General features: G+C 63.3%; 20 protein-coding genes. 8 read left to right on the forward strand and 12 right to left on the reverse strand.

Annotated features, from left to right (window positions below; genetic code table 11):
• Positions 1–120: 120 nt before the first annotated feature.
• The 9 genes from BTO32_RS11475 to BTO32_RS11515 all read right to left on the reverse strand — a co-directional run bounded on the left by BTO32_RS11475 (position 121) and on the right by BTO32_RS11515 (position 7,657).
• Entirely contained in the window at positions 121–2,301 is a 2,181-nt protein-coding gene (locus BTO32_RS11475; RefSeq protein WP_217697021.1) for an AAA family ATPase, read from the reverse strand.
• Complete coding sequence (locus BTO32_RS11480) at positions 2,298–3,056, reverse strand: PD-(D/E)XK nuclease family protein (protein ID WP_027853063.1); 759 nt, start codon at positions 3,054–3,056, stop codon at positions 2,298–2,300. Before BTO32_RS11480 ends, BTO32_RS11475 begins: the two co-directional genes overlap by 4 nt.
• Positions 3,056–3,424 carry a DUF6511 domain-containing protein gene (locus BTO32_RS11485; protein ID WP_027853064.1) on the reverse strand — a complete coding sequence of 123 codons (369 nt, stop codon included), beginning with the start codon at positions 3,422–3,424 and terminating at the stop codon, positions 3,056–3,058. Before BTO32_RS11485 ends, BTO32_RS11480 begins: the two co-directional genes overlap by 1 nt.
• Before the next feature lie 64 nt (positions 3,425–3,488).
• The gene (locus BTO32_RS11490; RefSeq protein WP_076724768.1) at positions 3,489–5,162 is read right to left on the reverse strand and encodes a DEAD/DEAH box helicase; all 1,674 of its coding nucleotides are present in this window, start codon (positions 5,160–5,162) and stop codon (positions 3,489–3,491) included.
• Positions 5,163–5,174: 12 nt separating this feature from the next.
• Positions 5,175–5,756, reverse strand: a complete 582-nt coding sequence (locus BTO32_RS11495) for a hypothetical protein (protein WP_076724769.1) — start codon at positions 5,754–5,756, stop codon at positions 5,175–5,177.
• Entirely contained in the window at positions 5,756–6,685 is a 930-nt protein-coding gene (locus BTO32_RS11500; protein WP_076724770.1) for an ATP-binding protein, read from the reverse strand. Before BTO32_RS11500 ends, BTO32_RS11495 begins: the two co-directional genes overlap by 1 nt.
• Entirely contained in the window at positions 6,685–6,978 is a 294-nt protein-coding gene (locus BTO32_RS11505) for a hypothetical protein (protein ID WP_036232635.1), read from the reverse strand. The genes BTO32_RS11500 and BTO32_RS11505 overlap by 1 nt, the downstream gene beginning before the upstream one ends.
• Positions 6,979–6,980: 2 nt before the next feature.
• Positions 6,981–7,451 carry a hypothetical protein gene (locus tag BTO32_RS11510; RefSeq protein WP_027853069.1) on the reverse strand — a complete coding sequence of 157 codons (471 nt, stop codon included), beginning with the start codon at positions 7,449–7,451 and terminating at the stop codon, positions 6,981–6,983.
• The gene (locus BTO32_RS11515; protein WP_027853070.1) at positions 7,448–7,657 is read right to left on the reverse strand and encodes a helix-turn-helix transcriptional regulator; all 210 of its coding nucleotides are present in this window, start codon (positions 7,655–7,657) and stop codon (positions 7,448–7,450) included. The genes BTO32_RS11510 and BTO32_RS11515 overlap by 4 nt, the downstream gene beginning before the upstream one ends.
• Before the next feature lie 212 nt (positions 7,658–7,869).
• Between BTO32_RS11515 and BTO32_RS11520 the strand changes: the two genes are divergently transcribed.
• Together BTO32_RS11520 and BTO32_RS11525 are read left to right on the forward strand one after the other, a co-directional pair.
• Positions 7,870–8,475: a DUF6088 family protein gene (locus BTO32_RS11520; RefSeq protein ID WP_076724771.1), complete on the forward strand. Its 606-nt coding sequence runs from the start codon at positions 7,870–7,872 to the stop codon at positions 8,473–8,475.
• Positions 8,468–9,475 (forward strand): nucleotidyl transferase AbiEii/AbiGii toxin family protein, encoded by a 1,008-nt coding sequence (locus BTO32_RS11525; RefSeq protein WP_076724772.1) that lies wholly within the window; start codon positions 8,468–8,470, stop codon positions 9,473–9,475. The genes BTO32_RS11520 and BTO32_RS11525 overlap by 8 nt, the downstream gene beginning before the upstream one ends.
• Here the strand turns inward: BTO32_RS11525 and BTO32_RS11530 are convergent, their stop codons facing one another.
• Both BTO32_RS11530 and BTO32_RS11535 read right to left on the reverse strand, forming a co-directional pair.
• Complete coding sequence (locus BTO32_RS11530; protein WP_217697022.1) at positions 9,476–10,396, reverse strand: hypothetical protein; 921 nt, start codon at positions 10,394–10,396, stop codon at positions 9,476–9,478. It abuts the gene before it with no gap.
• Positions 10,397–10,425: 29 nt separating this feature from the next.
• Positions 10,426–11,601 carry a hypothetical protein gene (locus tag BTO32_RS11535; protein WP_076724774.1) on the reverse strand — a complete coding sequence of 392 codons (1,176 nt, stop codon included), beginning with the start codon at positions 11,599–11,601 and terminating at the stop codon, positions 10,426–10,428.
• 166 nt (positions 11,602–11,767) lie between these two features.
• On the opposite strand from BTO32_RS11535, the gene BTO32_RS11540 reads away from it, so the two are divergent.
• From BTO32_RS11540 to BTO32_RS11565, 6 genes are all read left to right on the forward strand, one after another.
• Positions 11,768–12,091, forward strand: a complete 324-nt coding sequence (locus BTO32_RS11540) for a helix-turn-helix domain-containing protein (protein ID WP_076724775.1) — start codon at positions 11,768–11,770, stop codon at positions 12,089–12,091.
• Positions 12,088–12,999 carry an ImmA/IrrE family metallo-endopeptidase gene (locus BTO32_RS11545; RefSeq protein WP_076724776.1) on the forward strand — a complete coding sequence of 304 codons (912 nt, stop codon included), beginning with the start codon at positions 12,088–12,090 and terminating at the stop codon, positions 12,997–12,999. The genes BTO32_RS11540 and BTO32_RS11545 overlap by 4 nt, the downstream gene beginning before the upstream one ends.
• A gap of 121 nt (positions 13,000–13,120) precedes the next feature.
• Positions 13,121–13,348, forward strand: a complete 228-nt coding sequence (locus BTO32_RS11550; RefSeq protein WP_217697023.1) for a hypothetical protein — start codon at positions 13,121–13,123, stop codon at positions 13,346–13,348.
• A complete protein-coding gene (locus tag BTO32_RS11555) occupies positions 13,345–13,845 on the forward strand; it encodes a DUF2924 domain-containing protein (protein WP_076724778.1) in 501 nt (166 codons plus the stop codon). The genes BTO32_RS11550 and BTO32_RS11555 overlap by 4 nt, the downstream gene beginning before the upstream one ends.
• Positions 13,842–15,191, forward strand: coding sequence for a recombinase family protein (locus BTO32_RS11560; RefSeq protein WP_076724779.1), 1,350 nt, complete (start codon positions 13,842–13,844; stop codon positions 15,189–15,191). Before BTO32_RS11555 ends, BTO32_RS11560 begins: the two co-directional genes overlap by 4 nt.
• Positions 15,188–15,691, forward strand: a complete 504-nt coding sequence (locus BTO32_RS11565; protein ID WP_076724780.1) for a hypothetical protein — start codon at positions 15,188–15,190, stop codon at positions 15,689–15,691. Before BTO32_RS11560 ends, BTO32_RS11565 begins: the two co-directional genes overlap by 4 nt.
• Here BTO32_RS11565 and BTO32_RS11570 read toward each other — a convergent pair.
• The gene (locus tag BTO32_RS11570; protein WP_076724781.1) at positions 15,634–15,840 is read right to left on the reverse strand and encodes a helix-turn-helix domain-containing protein; all 207 of its coding nucleotides are present in this window, start codon (positions 15,838–15,840) and stop codon (positions 15,634–15,636) included. The two genes, BTO32_RS11565 and BTO32_RS11570, sit on opposite strands and share 58 nt — an antisense overlap.
• Between the last annotated feature and the right edge of the window lie 276 nt (positions 15,841–16,116).

A 16,116-nucleotide genomic window follows, 5' to 3' on the forward strand; every position in this document is an offset into this window, starting at 1 on the left:
CGCCTGCCATCTGCCAACTGACCCAAGCCCCTGTTTTCACTGGGTTCCAGTCGGCAGCCAGTTGGCAGATGGCAAATCCGCTGTTCAGATGGCAGCGAGGCCGCCATCCGTACGGGTTGATCATTCATGGGAGTCCTCCTCCTGATAGACCCAGACGTCCGGGTGCTCGACGGGCAGCGCGGCACCGGTCTGGGGACACTTGTAATGGGTGGGTTTGACGGGGACCGGCGTGTGGACCACTTCACCGGTGTCGGTGTCGATCCGTTCGGGGCCGGGCAGTGTCATGCCCTCGACGCACAGGTAGCCGAACTTGGTGCGCGCCAGGGGCTCGCGGCCGTAGTCCTGGGGATTGCGAAAGAACTTGATGTACCCTTTGGTGGCCAGGACACCGACCCGCTCGCGGATAGTGCGCTCGGCGCCCAGACCGGCACGCCCCTCGAAGGCCTCGGCGAACTGGGTGGCGGTGTAGACCCGCCCGGCCTGCGCCTCGTCGAAGATGAGCTGCAGGATGACGTCGTGCTTGCGTCGCCGCTCGGCGTCCAGGCGCGCACCGTAGTCCCGGTTCACCAGCCGCTCGCCGTGCGGATCCAGCTCCACCCAGCGCCCCGCCGACTTGTCGACCCGCTTCGCCGCGAGCGCCGGGCCGTTGCGCAACTCGAACACCAGCACGCGATCGGTGCGCGATTCGTCCGGCCGGTACAGCAGGATGCCGGTGGTGTAATAACCGCGCAGACTGCCGGCGCCGGACAGGGCCAGGAAGGGGTCTTCCTCCACCTGCTTCTTGCCGATTTTCTTGGTGTGGTGGGCGAGGATGATGCCGGCATCCGGATTGACCGCATCGCGCAGCCGCTCCACCCGTTCCCGCAGGAAGAACAGCATGGCGTTGTTGTCGTTCTCGCTGACCCCATCCGGGCCGCCGTCGAACACGTTGCGGATCGGGTCGATCACCAGCACGTCGAGCCCGCCTTCGGCCGCGGCACGCTTGAGCGCCTGGGTGACCCGGGCGACGCCTTCGTCGTTCAACACCAGCCGCAGTTGCGGCGTGACCAGCAGATTGTCGGCGGCGCGTCGGCTCACCGACTCGGGCAGGCCCATCGACTGAATGCGCTCGCGCAGGTAGTGGTATTGCACCTCGGCTTGCAGATAGAAGATCCGCAGTGGCCGGGAGGGGGTCAGATCCAGGAAGGGTTCCCCGGCCGCCATGTGGGTCAGCCAGGAGAGCAGGAAATCGCTCTTGCCCACTTTGGGTGCGCCGCCGAAGACGATCATCCCGCCCGGCGTCAACACGCGCGGGGCGATCAGGTCGTCCGGCATGGGGGACCGATCATCCAACAGGTGGCCCAGCGAAAAGACCGGCAGGCCGGCATCCGCCTTGACCAGCGTGCGCGGTGCTTCGCGGAGCAAGGCCCAGACATCCAGGCCCTCTTCGATGGCATCGAAGGCGTCCCATTTCTCGGGCTTGTCCGCAGGCACCTGCAACACGGCCACGTCACTGGCGCCCGCCGCGGCGATGGCCCCGGCGGTGCGCTCGGCGTACTCACGACCGGCGGCATCGTTGTCCGGCCAGATCAGCACCTGCTTACCCTGCAGGGGCGACCAATCGGTTTTGTCGATCGGCGCCTTGGCACCGTTCATGGCGGTGGTGGCTGCCAGCCCTTCCCGAATGAGCGCATCGGCGGCCTTTTCGCCTTCCACGAGTACCACCTGCCGGGCACCCTTGAGCTGGGGCAGGTTGTAGAGCGGTCGGGGATCGGGCGCCCGCATGGCGCGGGCGGCGACGTCCCAGGGCCGGTACTCCTTGCCGGTGGGTGTGTCGTAGCGGTAGACGCAGGCGATCAGCCGGCCCTCGGCATCGCGGTAGTCCCACTTGGCGGTCGCCGGCCCCAGCTCATCCATCGCCGGCGCCTTGCTCCGGGCGCGGGGCAGCGGCTGGGACGGCACCCCCAGCCAATCGGCCACTGCGGCCATCAGCTGCGGAAAGTCCCGTGTCGAGTCCAGTCCCTGCACGTGCGCCCAGGCCTGCAGGATGTCCCCGCCCTCGCCGGTGGCGAAGTCGATCCACATGCCGGCGCGCTCGCCCTCCAGCTCAACCACCAGGCTGCGCCCGGGATTGCCCTGCAGGTCACCGACGACGAACTGTTTGCCACGGATCTTGCCGGCCGGGAACAGGTACGCCAGGGCCGCCGGCAGCCGCGCCAGCAGTTGGGCCTTGAGGTCCCGTGCGTCGTGGCCGAGGTGGACGGGCGCGCCCTGATCGGGTGCGTCGTTGAAGTCCAGCCATACGATGTTATCCGCCATCATGCCCGCCCTCCCCAGCAGCGATCCTGCCAGGGGCAGCGACGGCACTCCTGGTGACTGGGATCCCGGCTGATGCGTGGCAGCAGCTCGTGGGCATCGCAGGCCTGAAGCACCCGCACGCCACGATCCGAGGCCTGCTGGGCCAGCGCGCCGTCGAAGGGCACACACTCGAAGTGGATCTCCGCCGTGTCCTTGTTGATGGCGGTGAACAGTGCCGGATTGCGGCTGATCCCCGGGATCTGCGGCTCCAGGTAGGCCTGGTAGAGTGCGATTTGCGCGGCGTAGACGGGTTTGGCCAGGGTGACACCGCGCTTCACCACCTCCTTCCACGACCGGGCGTTGAGCGACTTGCACTCCCACAGGGCGGGATAGCTCAATCCCGCCGACTCCGGTCCGCCGGCGAGCACACCATCGACGTGTCCGCGCAGCCGACCACTGACGGCGGAGAAGCCGTATTGCTCGCCGCGGCTGGTCTCCGTGTAGAGCTCGAAGCCCGCCGCCCGCAACCAATCGATCGCCAACGTCTCGAAGACGTGGCCGGCGGCGAAGATACGCAAGGTGCGCCCCGCCAGGCTGCGGCCCTCGTCGACCGGCACCCGCAGGTACTCGTATTGCAGCGCCCGTTCGCAGGCGACGCCCAGACGCGATGCGCCAAGGTAGTCCCGGGGAGGCCGGGCCTGGGCCTCGGTCTGCAGGGCGACATCGATCCGCCCGGTGAGACTTTCCGACAAGGTGGGTCTGTGATTGAAGTCCAGCATCAGAACGGCACCTCGTCTTTGTAGAGCTCTTGCAGCGTCCGGTGATAGGCCTCGAGAATGGTGTCCACCAGCCCCAGGATCTCGGCCTTGCTGTACTGCCCCAGTCCTTTGTCCATGCCGACCTGCATCACGTAGTCGCCCAGCGGCCCGAGCACGGACTCGGCGGCCTTCTGTTCCAGATCGGTCCGGTTCATCGCCACCCCCTTGCGCTGCAGCTGGTAGTAGAGGTCCTGACAATCGCGGGAGCAGAAGCGGCGGAAACTGGCCCGACGCCGTTCGGGAGGCTGCTCGCGATTCGGGTCGAGCCAGCAGAAGCCGCGGGGCGGGCGGTGGCAGACGGCGCAACGGTAATACAGATGATCTCGCACATCCCTGTGCTCGCCCCCTTTGGGGTCGCCTGCGGCGCTCCAAATCGCCTGTCCTGTCGATTTGTCATGCCGCCTCCTTCCGCTCTGCCACGGCGAAGATCCGCGACTGGATCTCGCGCTTGTTGAACTGGAAGGCCAGCAGACAGGACGCCTGATAGCGGGTGAGCCCGAAATCCTGGCGGTAGGCGGGCGGCAGATAGCGCAACTGAGCCGCCGAGGCCGGCTGGTTGAGCCAGGTGCGGGACTTGCGCGCGGTGTCCTCCGACTCGTGCTCGTTGAGCCAGTCGTCGGCCGCCGCCAGGCAGACGGTGCGCTCACCCGCCGCCAGCAAGCGGGTGGTCAGCCCCTTGCCGCCGCCGACGCCGTACCACTGCCCGCTCAGGAAGAACACGCCCGCCCAGGCCTCGAAGCCGGTCGCCATCAGCGCCGCGTCGTCGCCGAACAGATCGCACCAACGGAAGGAGGAGCGCTTGAGCAGATCGATCTCGGACATCACGAAGTCGGTCAGATCGACCCTGCCCTCCGACTCCGAGCGCTCCCAGACGTGGCCGCACAGTGAGCACTCCCGGCAGGCGACCGGAACCAGAGCACCGCACTCCGGACACTCCTTCCGCGGGGCCTCACCGGAACCCTCGTGTCCGTCCAGGTTGACGTCCTGCTCCAGCGAGCCGTGCAGCAGGGTGCTGGTGCCGAAATCGAGCACGATGCAGTCGGACTTGTTCACGCCCGGGTATTCGTTGGGGTCGACCGTGCGCAGACCGCGGCCGATCATCTGGATCAGGGTGGACTTGAAGGAACTGGGGCGCAGCAGCACCACACAGCTGGTGGGTGGGTGGTCCCATCCCTCGGTCAGCACCGCCACGTTGACGACGACCTGGGATTCGCCCGTTTCGAACCGTGCCAATGCCGCCTGTCTCGCTTCCGGCGTCAGGTCGCCGTGGATCAGCTCGGCGCCGATGCCGGCTGCGGTGAACGCCTCGGCCACGCTGCGCGCATGGCTGACCGTGGAGCAGAACACTACCGTCGGGCGACCGCTGGCCTTCTCCCGCCAGTGGCGGATCACCGCCTCGGTGATCGGCGCCTTGTTCATGATGGCTTCCACGGCCGTCATGTCGAAGTCGTCGGCGGTGCGCTTGACCTGGGACAGCTCGTTCTGCGTGCCCACGTCGACCACGAAGGTGCGCGGCGGCACCAGGTGTCCCGACTGGATCAGCTCGGCCAGGGTGATCTGGTCGGCGACGTTGCTGAACACCGGGCGCAGCCCCTTGCGATCACCCCGGTTAGGCGTGGCCGTCACCCCGAAGATGGCCACCTCCGGATTGCGTTCGCGCACACGATCGATGATGCGCCGGTAGATGGGTGCCGCGGCGTGGTGCGCCTCGTCCACCACCAGCAGATCCAGCGCGGGCATGTCCCGCAGGTTAGCCTCCCGGCCCAGGGTCTGCACCATGGCGAAGGTGGTCTGACCCGCCCAGGATTTCTCCCGGGCGTCGAACACCGAGGTGGTGAGGGCCGGATTGACCCGCCGGAACTTGGCTTCGTTCTGGCGGGTGAGTTCGTCGCGGTGGGCCAGGACGCAGGCCTTGGCCTGGGTGTCGCCCAACCACTGCCCGGCCACGCCGGACAGCATGATGGTCTTGCCGGCGCCGGTCGGCGCCACCCCCAGGGTGTTGCCGTGCTGGCGGAGCGCAGCCAGGCTGCGTTCCACGAACACTTTCTGACGAGGTCGTAACAACATGGCGCGCCCTCCTCACTGTGCCCAGCTGGGACGGCCGGTGGGGGTGGCCGGCCTGGCCGGTGCCGGGGCGGCGCCCTGACTGACCGGCGCCTGGCCCATCACCGCGGCGTAGTCCTTGTGGTCCGGCGTGATCGCGGTCTTGACGACGTTCTTGTCCTCGCCGTACTGGTCCTTCTCCAGCTCCACCTTGGCCACGAACTCGATGCCGTCCAGGTCGGCGAAGCCCTGGATGCGGCGGGCCTGTTGCGCCTGGGGCGAGTTGTCCTGAGGGTGCAGGCCGCGCGCGGAATTGAGGATGCCCTTGATGAAGGCCCGGCCCATGTTGGCCCACTCCGGCCCTTTCGGGCTGTGCAGGCCGATCAGGCTCCACATCTTGCGGCGGGCGTAGGGGCCTTCCAGCACCACGAATTCGCAGTTGAGGTACACCGAGCCGGTGGTCGCGTTCTGGGTCGCATAGCCGCCGGTCCAGCCCTGCGAGGGATCATCGTAACCGCCGGGGCGGATGGTCATGCGCACCTTGACCCGCGTGCCCTTGGGGATCAGGTCGAAGCTGTTCTGGTCGTCGGCCGAGTTGAAATCATTCCAGGTCGTCATCAGTGGTCTCCTTTATGTTCAGGACGAACGGTATGTCGCGGGTGCAGGGATGCACCGGAGCGACCTTCGGTAGCGGTGAGTTCGGTTTCCTGGGCAGCGGGACAGGTGAAATCGAGGCGCTCGGTGACGGGTCTCACCGGGCCGCGGATCTTCTGCATGAGGCGCCCAAGGTGGGGCGCCTCCAGCATGTCCAGGCGCCCACTGCGGTCCTTGGCCGGGTAGCCATAGGGGTTGAGGGTGTGGTTAACGAAGGCGCGGTAAGGCGTGCCCTCATCGCTCTTGATCTCGGCCAGCGTGATGACCTGATCCACGATGCCGGGCAGCTCCAGCGCGGTTTTGGAGCCGTCGATCTGCGGCGTGAACACCTTGCGGTTGAAGTCGTCGACCCGTTCGTCGAGGATGCCGACGAACCAGATGCTCTTGTCGCGGGTGTGCTGCAGGTGGGTCAGCCAGGCGATCATCTCCTGGCCGTGCAGCCCGTAGGCACCGCGGCTGTCGGGCTTGCCGGTGCGCTCGCTGAACGCCTGCGGCTGGCCCTTGCACCACTGCAGACAGAGCCGTCCGGCGACCGTGATCGAATCGACGAAGACGGTGGCATACTTGTCGAGCGCGGTCGGGTCGCCGAACTTGGCACAGACCGCCTCATAGTGGGCCTGGCTGTAGGGCTGCTCGTCCCGCAGCGCTGGATTGGGACCGCCGATGAAGACAGCGAAGTCGCGGCACTCTTGCCAGGTGCGGGGGCGGATGGTGTCACCCGCCCAGCCCTCCACCGCGAGGTCTCCCGCCTCCAGGTCGAAGAACAGGGTGCTCTGCGCGTCCAGGGTCCACAGCAGACTGGTCTTGCCGATGCCCGAGGCGCCGAGGATGCAGCCCTTGATACCGCGCCGCTCCGCCAGGCGCTGGTCGGCAGTGATGATGGGGAAGCTCATCATTTCACCTCCCCGGACTGGCGGATGACCTCGATGGCCAGATCCGCGCCCTTGCCGCCGTGGCTGCGCGCCATATCGTGCACCCGGCGCAGCGCCTCGATCTGGGCGACGATGCGACTCAGCTCGCAGTTCAGTCCCTGCTGGGCGAAGGCGATGTCATCGATGGTCGCCTCCGTCAGCGGCTTGACCTCGGCCTCAGTGCCCTCGCCCAGGGCCGGGATGGTGATCTGCTCGGGCAGTTGCTTGAGGTAGAACGCGCTCTTGCGCAGTTTTTCCAGATAACAGTTAGCCATGGTCACTTCTCCTCAGCGGTCGAAAGACGGAAGATGGGTTTGCCGGTTTTCAGGGTGCGGGCCGGCTCGAACGCCTTGCGCAGGCTCTCGGGCCAGGCGGTGTACTTGCGCTCGGCGACCCGGTAGGTGATCTCCAGGAACTCGCCCGGGTCGTCGCCGCTGGCGGCAATGCGCTGGGCGATCTCGGCGAGCTTGCGCTGGTCCCAGACCGGCTTTTTGGGCAGGTCGGCGGTGACCCGGACGCCGTCGTCGTCGAAGTGGACGGTGCCGGTCTCCTTGCTGAGCTGCTGACGCAGGGCCTGGACGCGCTGGTCGTATTTCAGGGCGATGGCCCCCTCGACCCACTCCTTCAGGCGTTTGGCCTTGCGGAGTTCGGCGTCGGCCTCCTGCTGCAGCCGCAGCAGATCCTCCGGGTGGACACCCGCCAGCTCACCGATGGACAGGGTCTGGGCGTCGTGCAGGGAAAGGCTCATGCCGCACCTCCCGCCGCACGCTCCGAGGTGCTCTTGCGCAGACACTCGGCCTCGTAGGCCTCGATATCCTCGGCGCGGTACAGCACCCGGCCCTGGATCTTGAGGAAGACCGGACCGATGCCCTCGGACCGCCAGCGCTCCAGCGTGGCTTCGCTGACGCCCCAACGGTCGGCCAGTTGACGTTGATTCAAATGTTTTACGCTCACGATTCGCTCCTTAGGGTTGTTGCGGAAACGTGAGCCAATGATGCGGGGCGGCAGGTGGGAGAATCGGGGGTGGGAAAGGTGGGAAAATCGGTGGGATTTTCAATAAATCCAGATACTTACGAGCACCGCAGCGTTACATTGAGCTTCTGCAAAGCCTTGCTTTATGTCCGAAATTATGCTAGTTTTTCGGACACTGACAGGAGGCTAGAGCAATGTCTGTGGCTGAACGCATCAAACAGCGGGTACTGAGAATGCAGCGGGGTGAGCCGTTCACCAACACCCGCTTCCTCAAGCTCGGCTCACGCTCCGCCGTCGACAAGGCGCTCTCTCGCCTGGTCGAGAAAGGCGTCATCCAGCGCGTCGCGCGCGGGGTATTCGTGCGCCCGAAGAAAAGCCGCTTCATCGGTAACGTGATGCCGGAGGTGTCGCGTGTCATCGAGGTGATCGCCAAAGATCATGGCGAGACCGTGCAGGTCCACGGCGCGGAAGCGGCACGCCGCTTCAAACTCAGCACCCAGATGCCCACCACCCCGGTGTACTACACCAGTGGCCCGAGCCGGGAGATCCGCGTGGGCAACCTCAAGGTCAAGCTGATGCACACGACCAGTCACCGGAGGCTACAGCATGCCGGCAAGAAACCGGGGCTGGCCCTCTCGGCCCTCTGGTATCTGGGCAAGGACAACATCGATGCCGAGGCGGTCCGGCGCATCCGGGAAGGCTTGAGCACGGAGGAGTTCGAGACGCTACGCACCTCCAAGATGCCCGCCTGGATGGCCAGCGCAATCGAAAACTACACCCAAGGAGCGGCCCATGGCTGAAGCCTACCTGAAACTACCGGAAGCCGATCAGAAGGACATCCTGCAGGGGGCAGCTGCGGAACTGGGTCGTCAGGCGACGGTATTGGAGAAAGACATTTGGGTCTGCTGGATATTGCAGACCCTCTTTTCCATTCCCGATGCTCACCCCATGGCCTTCAAGGGCGGCACCTCCTTGTCCAAGGTCTATGGCGCCATTGATCGCTTCTCTGAGGATGTCGATATCACCCTCGACTACCGGCACTTCGAGGCCGACTTCGACCCTTTTGCCGACGGCATCAGCAATACCAAGATCAAGAAGTTCAGTAATCGTCTCAAGGACTACGTCAAGGGATACGCAAACGGCACCGTCATCCCCTTCCTCCGCGCAGAACTGGACAAACTACCCACGGCCGAGCGTCACACCATCGAGGTCGACGAGACTGGGGAAAAGATCTGGGTTAGCTTTCCTTCCGTGACGGAGGAGCCCGACGACTACCTCAAGCCCCAAGTCCTGATCGAATTGGGTGGTCGCAATGTCATCGATCCCAACGAGCGCCATACGATTTCACCCTATGTGGCGGCGCTTACGACCGAGCTCGATTATCCCACCAGCGAAGTCGTGGTGCTCTCACCCGAGCGCACCTTCTGGGAAAAAGCGACCTTGATCCACGTCGAGTGCAATCGCGGCCAATTGAAGGAAAACGCCGAGCGACTCTCCCGGCACTGGTATGACCTCGTGATGCTGAGCCGGCACACCTCAGGTCAGGCTGCCGTCCAGAATCGCGATCTGTTCGAGGATGTCGTCCGCCACAAAAAAGTGTTTTTCAAGGCGAGCTATGCCAACTACGACGCCTGTCTTGAGAACCAGCTGCAACTGCTCCCGGAGGATGAAACCCTCGACGGGCTCCGTGCCGACTACGAGAAGATGATCGGCGCCGGCATGATGTACCAGGCACCGCCCACCTTCGACGAGATCGTGGAATCGATCCGTCAATTGGAGCAGGACATCAACACCTGGTGATCAGCCAGCGTCGAGGTAGTAATAGCCGTTTCCCTCGCTCTTGATCAGCCTGTTCCACAACGGGTGCTGCACATATTTCCCCTTGACCCTATTCCGCATGATGCGGTGCAGCTCTTCGTCGGTCTCCGCCTCCGCACGCAGCAGGTCCTTGTGCGCCCTGCCACCTTCCCGGTGCAAGGCCTCCACCACGGCCGCCTGCTTTTTGGTCAGTTTGTAGGTTTCTCCATTCCAGTGAACCTGGCGGTAATCGGTCGAAAACCGCAATCCAATGCCGGTATCGCGCACCTCGCCCGTCGGATAGCCCCGCAATAGCGGTAGCACGGCCGCGTGATCCAACGAGCAGTGATCGCCGGTACGCGCCAGCAGTTGCTGCAGCGGTACCAGGGCCACATCCAGTGGCAACTCCAGAACCGGCGGGATACGTTCCGAAGCACTCACGATGATTGCGGGCGTCCTGCCCGATTCCTGCTTCAGCACGGTCACAAATGACCGCAGATTATCGGCCAGCTCCAAACGCCGCACGAAGTACAGATTGACTCTGTAAGTCCCGATGCGGGTAATACCCAGATGCCAGAATACGGAATCGTGGAGGGTGGTAACCTGATACCGGGCCTCGATATCGAACAGCCTTCTCAACCACTCCAGCAACTTGTCCGTATCGACCAGGTATCGCTTCACTTGGTTGGTAGGCACCGTGATCCAGCCGGCACCCGTGGAAAAATAGCGGAAGCCTCTACTTTCGGAACACCATGTGAGTTCGGCAAACCCTGTGTCGTCATGCGGCAGAGACGCCATCGAGCCGGCCGGGCTCAAAAAGCCGCCCTGCAGGAGTTCGGCGGCCACCGACGGAAAATCATCGTGCAGGACGCTGCCGCTGATTCCAGGCGTCGGGCTGTTCAGCAGGCGCAGCAGGAGGGCCAAGGCACTCCTGCTCAGCGACACTGCCGCAGTCATTGCTGGACCTCTTCAAGCAAGCCCCAGCGCTTGAGGTACTTCTCGCCGATCAGCCGCTCCCTCTCGGTGCGACTGCGCAGGTCACATCCGTTGGGCATGGTGATCTTGACCGGCAGCACCTTGCCGCGCCCCACACCGTTCTCCGGTTGGAAACGGATATTGATCCTGGCCTGGGTCGGCGTAAAAGCTCCCGAGGTCAACGGATTGTGTTCCCCGAAATGCTCCTGGGCGTAAGTGTGCAGGCCCATCTGGCTTTTCGCCGGCACCTCGATCTGGACACGCCCCTCGCCCGCCAAATCCTTCAGCTTCATCATGACCAACTGGACCGACTCGATTTCGTCATTGGGATCCCAGTCCAGCACCTGTTCCACCATCAACGGCTGCAGGTCATAGCGCCGCAGCGGTACCCGCTCCGCTTCGACGGTCTGCTTCAACAGATCCTCGGTGAACGCCTTGGCGATGCTGTCCCGGCGCTCGCGCTTGGCGGCCACCACCTCCACCACGCCCGTGGCCTCGGAATAGGTAATGGCATGCTCCGACACCGGCCGCCGAATCCGGGAGACGATGTCATCCTCCCCCTCGAACTCCAGGTAGGAATCCGGCAGCCCTTCCTGGTAAACCATCACCTGTACCACGTCGACTTCGTTGCCATCCTCATCCGGCAGGGTCCGCTCGAAGAGCTCGATCTTGACCTTGTCGCCGAGGCCGAAGAGCGATCGGATCTTCTCCTTGAACGCGCTTAGAGAGACAGCATCCGAATTCAGGGGCAGACCAACTTCGACCTGATAGCCGCTCCAGTTCCTGCCATGGCGATACTGGTCGGCATAACGGATATCCTCGGCATGGCGGAAACTGTCCGGCTCGTGCAGGTAAACCCAACGGCTGCGCTCCAGGGCGGAAGGCATGGCGCTCAATTGAGCGGGGGTGCTGACCGCGCTCAGCAGCGCGGCCTGGCCGACCTCATCCGCCATCTGGTAAATGCGTTCGGCATCGATCGTGAGCCGGGCCTTTTGATCCGGGGTGAGGTGATCCAGCAACTGGATGACGTTGCTGACCACCGTCGGATGGTCCTGTGACCAGTCGACCCCGTTAACGGGGATCTGCTTGCGGCTGAAGTACTCCCGCAGGCCGGCGGCTGAGGTGTGGCGGATGAAGTTTCGAACGATCGGCATGGGTATCAACCCTCATCGGTTAGTAGCAAACGGCGAACTCATGGTGGACAGATACCAAAAGTTCATGATAGCGAACTTCCAAGATAATGCCGTTTATAATCATTTTCAAGTACCTCCTGTATGTCTATAATGAACTTTTAGGATCCAACCGAGAGGAGATACCACCGTGGCCAATCTGCTGGGAGCCAAGATCAAAGAGCTCCGCAAGAAAAAAGGCCTAACTTTAGAACAACTTGCGGAGAAAATAGGGTCAGGGAAGAGCTACATCTGGGAACTGGAGAACCGGGGGGTCAAGCGCCCGTCGGCCGAGAAGCTGACACTCATCGCCAAAGCACTGGACGTCACCACCGAGTACCTGGTCAACAACGAGCAGACTGAACCAAGCCAGGACATGAAGCGCGAGGTGTTTTTCAGGAAGTTCAACGGTCTGAACCCGGAAGACCAGAAAAAAATCATGGATATCATGGATGTGTGGGGTAAGAAGTCGTGACGGAGAGGAAGCGGCCCCTCAAGGAGGCCAACCGCATCACCAAGTTTCTGGACCTTGGGCTGGCCGTGGAGGACCGCTTCCCCGTGGATGTCCGCAAAGTCGCCCTGGAGCTTACGCCTTCGTTCAATCCGGATCCCATTACGATGGTCCGGGAAATGGATCTTAAGTCGGTCGAGGGAGCACTGATCCCCAATGAGACCAAATCGGAGTGGGGGATCCTTTACAATCGCAACGTCGAACACGTCGGCCGCGTCAACTTCACGCTGGCCCACGAACTCGGCCACTATATGATCCACCGCCAGGATTCGGGTGCGGACGGCATCCGCTGTGGCGAGGAAGACATGCTCGACCGGGATTCGGGCATGGCGCAGATCGAACAGGAAGCGAACGCCTTCGCCGCCAATCTGATGATGCCGAACCACGATTTCCGCCAGCAGGCCGATGGTCAGCCGTTCAGTTTCGATCTGATGAGCCATTGCGCCGACCGGTACGGCGTCTCTCTGACGGCCGCCATCCTCAAGTGGCTGGACTTCACCAAGCGACGGGCCATCGCCATCCTGTCGGAGGAAGGCTGCATGCACTGGTCGAAATCCAGCCCGAGTGCTTTCCGTTCCGGTCGGTATTACGCGACCCGCCAGTCCTTCAACGAAGTGCCTGCCACATCCATGGCGGCGCAGGAGAACTTTTCTTTTGCGGCACGTAACGGCGTCCGCCACGGCCCGGGTGTCTGGTTCGACGAGGAGGTCACCGAATACAGCATCTACTCCACCGAGCAGGAAAAGACACTGACCGTCCTGGTGCTGGACGATATCGGCGGCTACGACTTGCCCGACCCGGAAACCGAACAAGACGAACTGCTCACCGACACCTACACCAACTTCATCCGCAACGGCCAGAATCCTTACTGACCCGTGGCTGGCACTGGCCAGCCACGCCTTTCCGCAACGGCCCGAAACGCCCTGATGGCCGTACCACCGCTCTGCTCCGACAATGTTTCAACACTGTTTTGCTGAATCGGAGCGGTTACCAATGCAGAAATCTCACCCTTTATCTCCCGAACGGATGTCATCCGATCAACGCCTCGACGAGGTGGCAAAAATCCTGGCCAACGGCCTGTTCCGGCTCCGCGACGCCGATAAATACCCACCCCCGGCCTCGGACTCAGATAGCGATGTTTCACTTGCTATCACTGCCTACCGAAGCGTTCATGGTCACCCCGAAACCGCAGAGAAAACACTGCCTAAGGAGACCCTGTGAACGACACCACCTTAACCCAAACCTCACCGTCGGTGCTGGCCCAGGTCGCGCAGCTACCCGACATGTCGATGGAAGAGATCCGGGCGCTATGGCGCCAGCTGTTCAAGCAGGAGGCGCCCACCCACATCCGCAGTTTTCTGGAGCGGCGGCTCGCCTACCGCCTGCAGGAAATCGAGTTCAAGCGGACCCCTTCCCACAAAAACCTGGTGGAACAGAATCAACGGCGGATCCGGGCCATCATCAAGACCGGCCAGAAGCCGCTGCGCGATCGCTACCCAAAGCCGGTCCCCGGCACGGTCCTGACGCGAATCTACCAGGAGAAGGAATACCGGGTCACGGTGACCCACGACAACCAGTTCGAGTTCGAGGGACGCCTCTACCGCAGCCTGTCGGTCATCGCCCGGGAGATCACCGGCACCCGCTGGTCGGGGCCTCTGTTTTTCGGCCTGCGCAAGGCAACGGACAAAAAGAACAATAAGCGCGGAGGCAAACGATGACAGATCAGGTCAAGAAGCGCCTGCGCTGCGCGGTCTATACCCGCAAATCGACCGAGGAAGGACTGGAACAGGATTACAACTCCATCGACGCCCAACGCGACGCCGGCCACGCCTACATTGCCAGCCAGCGCGCCGAGGGCTGGATCCCGGTGGAGGACGACTACGACGACCCCGCCTTCTCCGGCGGCAACATGGAGCGCCCGGCCCTGAAGCGCCTGATGGCCGATATCGAGAAGGGAAAGATCGATGTGGTGGTCGTCTACAAGATCGACCGGCTCACCCGCAGCCTGACGGACTTCTCCAAGATGATCGATGTGTTCGAACGCCACGGCGTCTCCTTCGTCTCGGTCACCCAGCAGTTCAATACCACCAACTCCATGGGGCGGCTGATGCTGAACATCCTGCTCTCCTTCGCCCAGTTCGAGCGCGAGGTGACCGGCGAGCGGATCCGCGACAAGATCACGGCAAGCAAGAAGAAAGGCCTCTGGATGGGCGGCATCCCACCCCTGGGATACGACGTGAAGGACCGCTGCCTGGTGATCAACCCCGCCGAGGCCAGGCTGGTCCGCCATATCTTCAAGCGCTTTACCGAGATCGGCTCCACCACACTGATGGTGAAGGAGTTGCGGCTTGACGGGGTCACCAGCAAGTCCTGGACCACCCAGGACGGACGCTTCCGGCCCGGCAAGCCCATCGACAAGGGCATGATCTACAAGATGCTGCACAACCGCACCTACCTTGGGGAGCTGCGGCACAAGGACAAGTGGTATCGCGGCAAGCACGAAGCCATCATCGACCAGGCGTTGTGGGATGACGTCCACTCGATCCTGGCCACCAACAGTCGCACCCGCGGCAACATGACCCGGGCCAAGGTCCCCTTCCTGCTCAAGGGCATCGTGTTTGGCGAGGACGGCCGTGCACTGACGGCCTCAAGCTCGGTGAAGAAAAAGAGCGGCAGGCGCTACCGCTACTACCTCAGCACCCGCGACACCAAGGAGTTCGCCGGCGCCTCGGGGCTTCCGCGCATTCCGGCCGCTGAACTGGAAGCCGCCGTGGTGGGACAGATCCGGTCACTGCTGCAATCGCCCCCGGTGATGCAGAAGACCGCAGCGGTCACGAACCAGCTCGGCGACCCAGTTGACGAAGCCCAAGTGACGGTGGCGATGACCCGGCTCGACAAGGTCTGGGATCAGCTGTTTCCGGACGAGCAGAGCCGGATCATCCGCTTGCTGGTCGAGAAGGTTATCGTCACCCCCAACAGCATCGACGTGCGCCTGCGGAACAACGGCATTGAAAGGTTGGCGCTGGAGATCACCGATTCTGCCCGGGAAAAGATAATCGCATGAGCAACGGTAGTGGCATCCAGATAGAACTCACCCAGACCGGCGACCCCAAGGTCCTCGAGGCCAGCGACGGGCGCCTGAGCATCTCGGTGCCCATCAAGCTGAAACGGCGCAGTGGCCGCAGGCTCATCACCTTGCCGGATGGCGAGGTGCAGGAACCCCGCCCCTGGGACACGGAGCCCACGCCGCTGCAACTGGCCCTGGCGCGGGGCCACCGCTGGCTGGCCATGCTGGAGGCCGGCGAGGTCCGGTCGCTCCGCGAGATCGCCGAGAAGGAAGGGGTGGACAACAGTTATGTGAGCCGGATGGTCAACCTGACCATCCTGGCCCCGGACATCGTGGCGGCCATCCTGGACGACCAGGTACCGCCACATCTGACCCTGTTCGATCTGGCCGTGGACCCGCCCCGGCTGTGGGAGGAGCAGCGCCGGCGCACCGGCATCAACTACGCCCCGTCCGTCACCGGCGTGGACGTGGACTCCCGCAAACACTGCTCCTCGTAGGCTTCGATATCCTGCAACCGGTACAATACCCGGCCCTGGATCTTCATGAATCTGGGGCCGATTCCCTCGCTGCGCCAGCGCTCCAGGGTCGCCTCACTGACATCCCAACGGTCCGCCAACTGGCGTTGTTTCAAGTGTTTGACTTCCATCATTCACCTCTTGGTCTGGGTTAGTGGAAGCCCATGAACGCTCTAACGGGCCTGCTATGCAAGGTCTTTCGGGATGCTGATGGGCGCTATCTCGCTGATTGTATTGGCGGCTTTTGACGGACTTCGACGGTAGCGATACAGGGAATCGAACCCGGGTCCCACCCCACCACCAATACCCAAACCCCAACCCTTCTTGGTTGGGGTTTTTCATTTCTGGGGCTACGCACTGGCGCGGGTTCCGGCGGCTTGTCTCGGACTTCGCAAAGTAGCCACCCA

The organism is Marinobacter lutaoensis (genome assembly GCF_001981305.1).
Lineage (GTDB): Bacteria > Pseudomonadota > Gammaproteobacteria > Pseudomonadales > Oleiphilaceae > Marinobacter > Marinobacter lutaoensis.

What these genes read in the sequence shown, in the direction of transcription:
- BTO32_RS11560 (WP_076724779.1), top strand. Translation starts at nt 13,842, where the DNA reads ATGACAGATCAGGTCAAGAAGCGCCTGCGCTGCGCGGTCTATACCCGC.
- BTO32_RS11475 (WP_217697021.1), bottom strand. Translation starts at nt 2,301, where the DNA reads ATGATGGCGGATAACATCGTATGGCTGGACTTCAACGACGCACCCGAT.
- BTO32_RS11535 (WP_076724774.1), bottom strand. Translation starts at nt 11,601, where the DNA reads ATGCCGATCGTTCGAAACTTCATCCGCCACACCTCAGCCGCCGGCCTG.
- BTO32_RS11510 (WP_027853069.1), bottom strand. Translation starts at nt 7,451, where the DNA reads ATGAGCCTTTCCCTGCACGACGCCCAGACCCTGTCCATCGGTGAGCTG.
- BTO32_RS11525 (WP_076724772.1), top strand. Translation starts at nt 8,468, where the DNA reads ATGGCTGAAGCCTACCTGAAACTACCGGAAGCCGATCAGAAGGACATC.
- BTO32_RS11565 (WP_076724780.1), top strand. Translation starts at nt 15,188, where the DNA reads ATGAGCAACGGTAGTGGCATCCAGATAGAACTCACCCAGACCGGCGAC.
- BTO32_RS11495 (WP_076724769.1), bottom strand. Translation starts at nt 5,756, where the DNA reads ATGACGACCTGGAATGATTTCAACTCGGCCGACGACCAGAACAGCTTC.
- BTO32_RS11505 (WP_036232635.1), bottom strand. Translation starts at nt 6,978, where the DNA reads ATGGCTAACTGTTATCTGGAAAAACTGCGCAAGAGCGCGTTCTACCTC.
- BTO32_RS11550 (WP_217697023.1), top strand. Translation starts at nt 13,121, where the DNA reads ATGCAGAAATCTCACCCTTTATCTCCCGAACGGATGTCATCCGATCAA.
- BTO32_RS11480 (WP_027853063.1), bottom strand. Translation starts at nt 3,056, where the DNA reads ATGCTGGACTTCAATCACAGACCCACCTTGTCGGAAAGTCTCACCGGG.
- BTO32_RS11520 (WP_076724771.1), top strand. Translation starts at nt 7,870, where the DNA reads ATGTCTGTGGCTGAACGCATCAAACAGCGGGTACTGAGAATGCAGCGG.
- BTO32_RS11570 (WP_076724781.1), bottom strand. Translation starts at nt 15,840, where the DNA reads ATGGAAGTCAAACACTTGAAACAACGCCAGTTGGCGGACCGTTGGGAT.
- BTO32_RS11490 (WP_076724768.1), bottom strand. Translation starts at nt 5,162, where the DNA reads ATGTTGTTACGACCTCGTCAGAAAGTGTTCGTGGAACGCAGCCTGGCT.
- BTO32_RS11500 (WP_076724770.1), bottom strand. Translation starts at nt 6,685, where the DNA reads ATGAGCTTCCCCATCATCACTGCCGACCAGCGCCTGGCGGAGCGGCGC.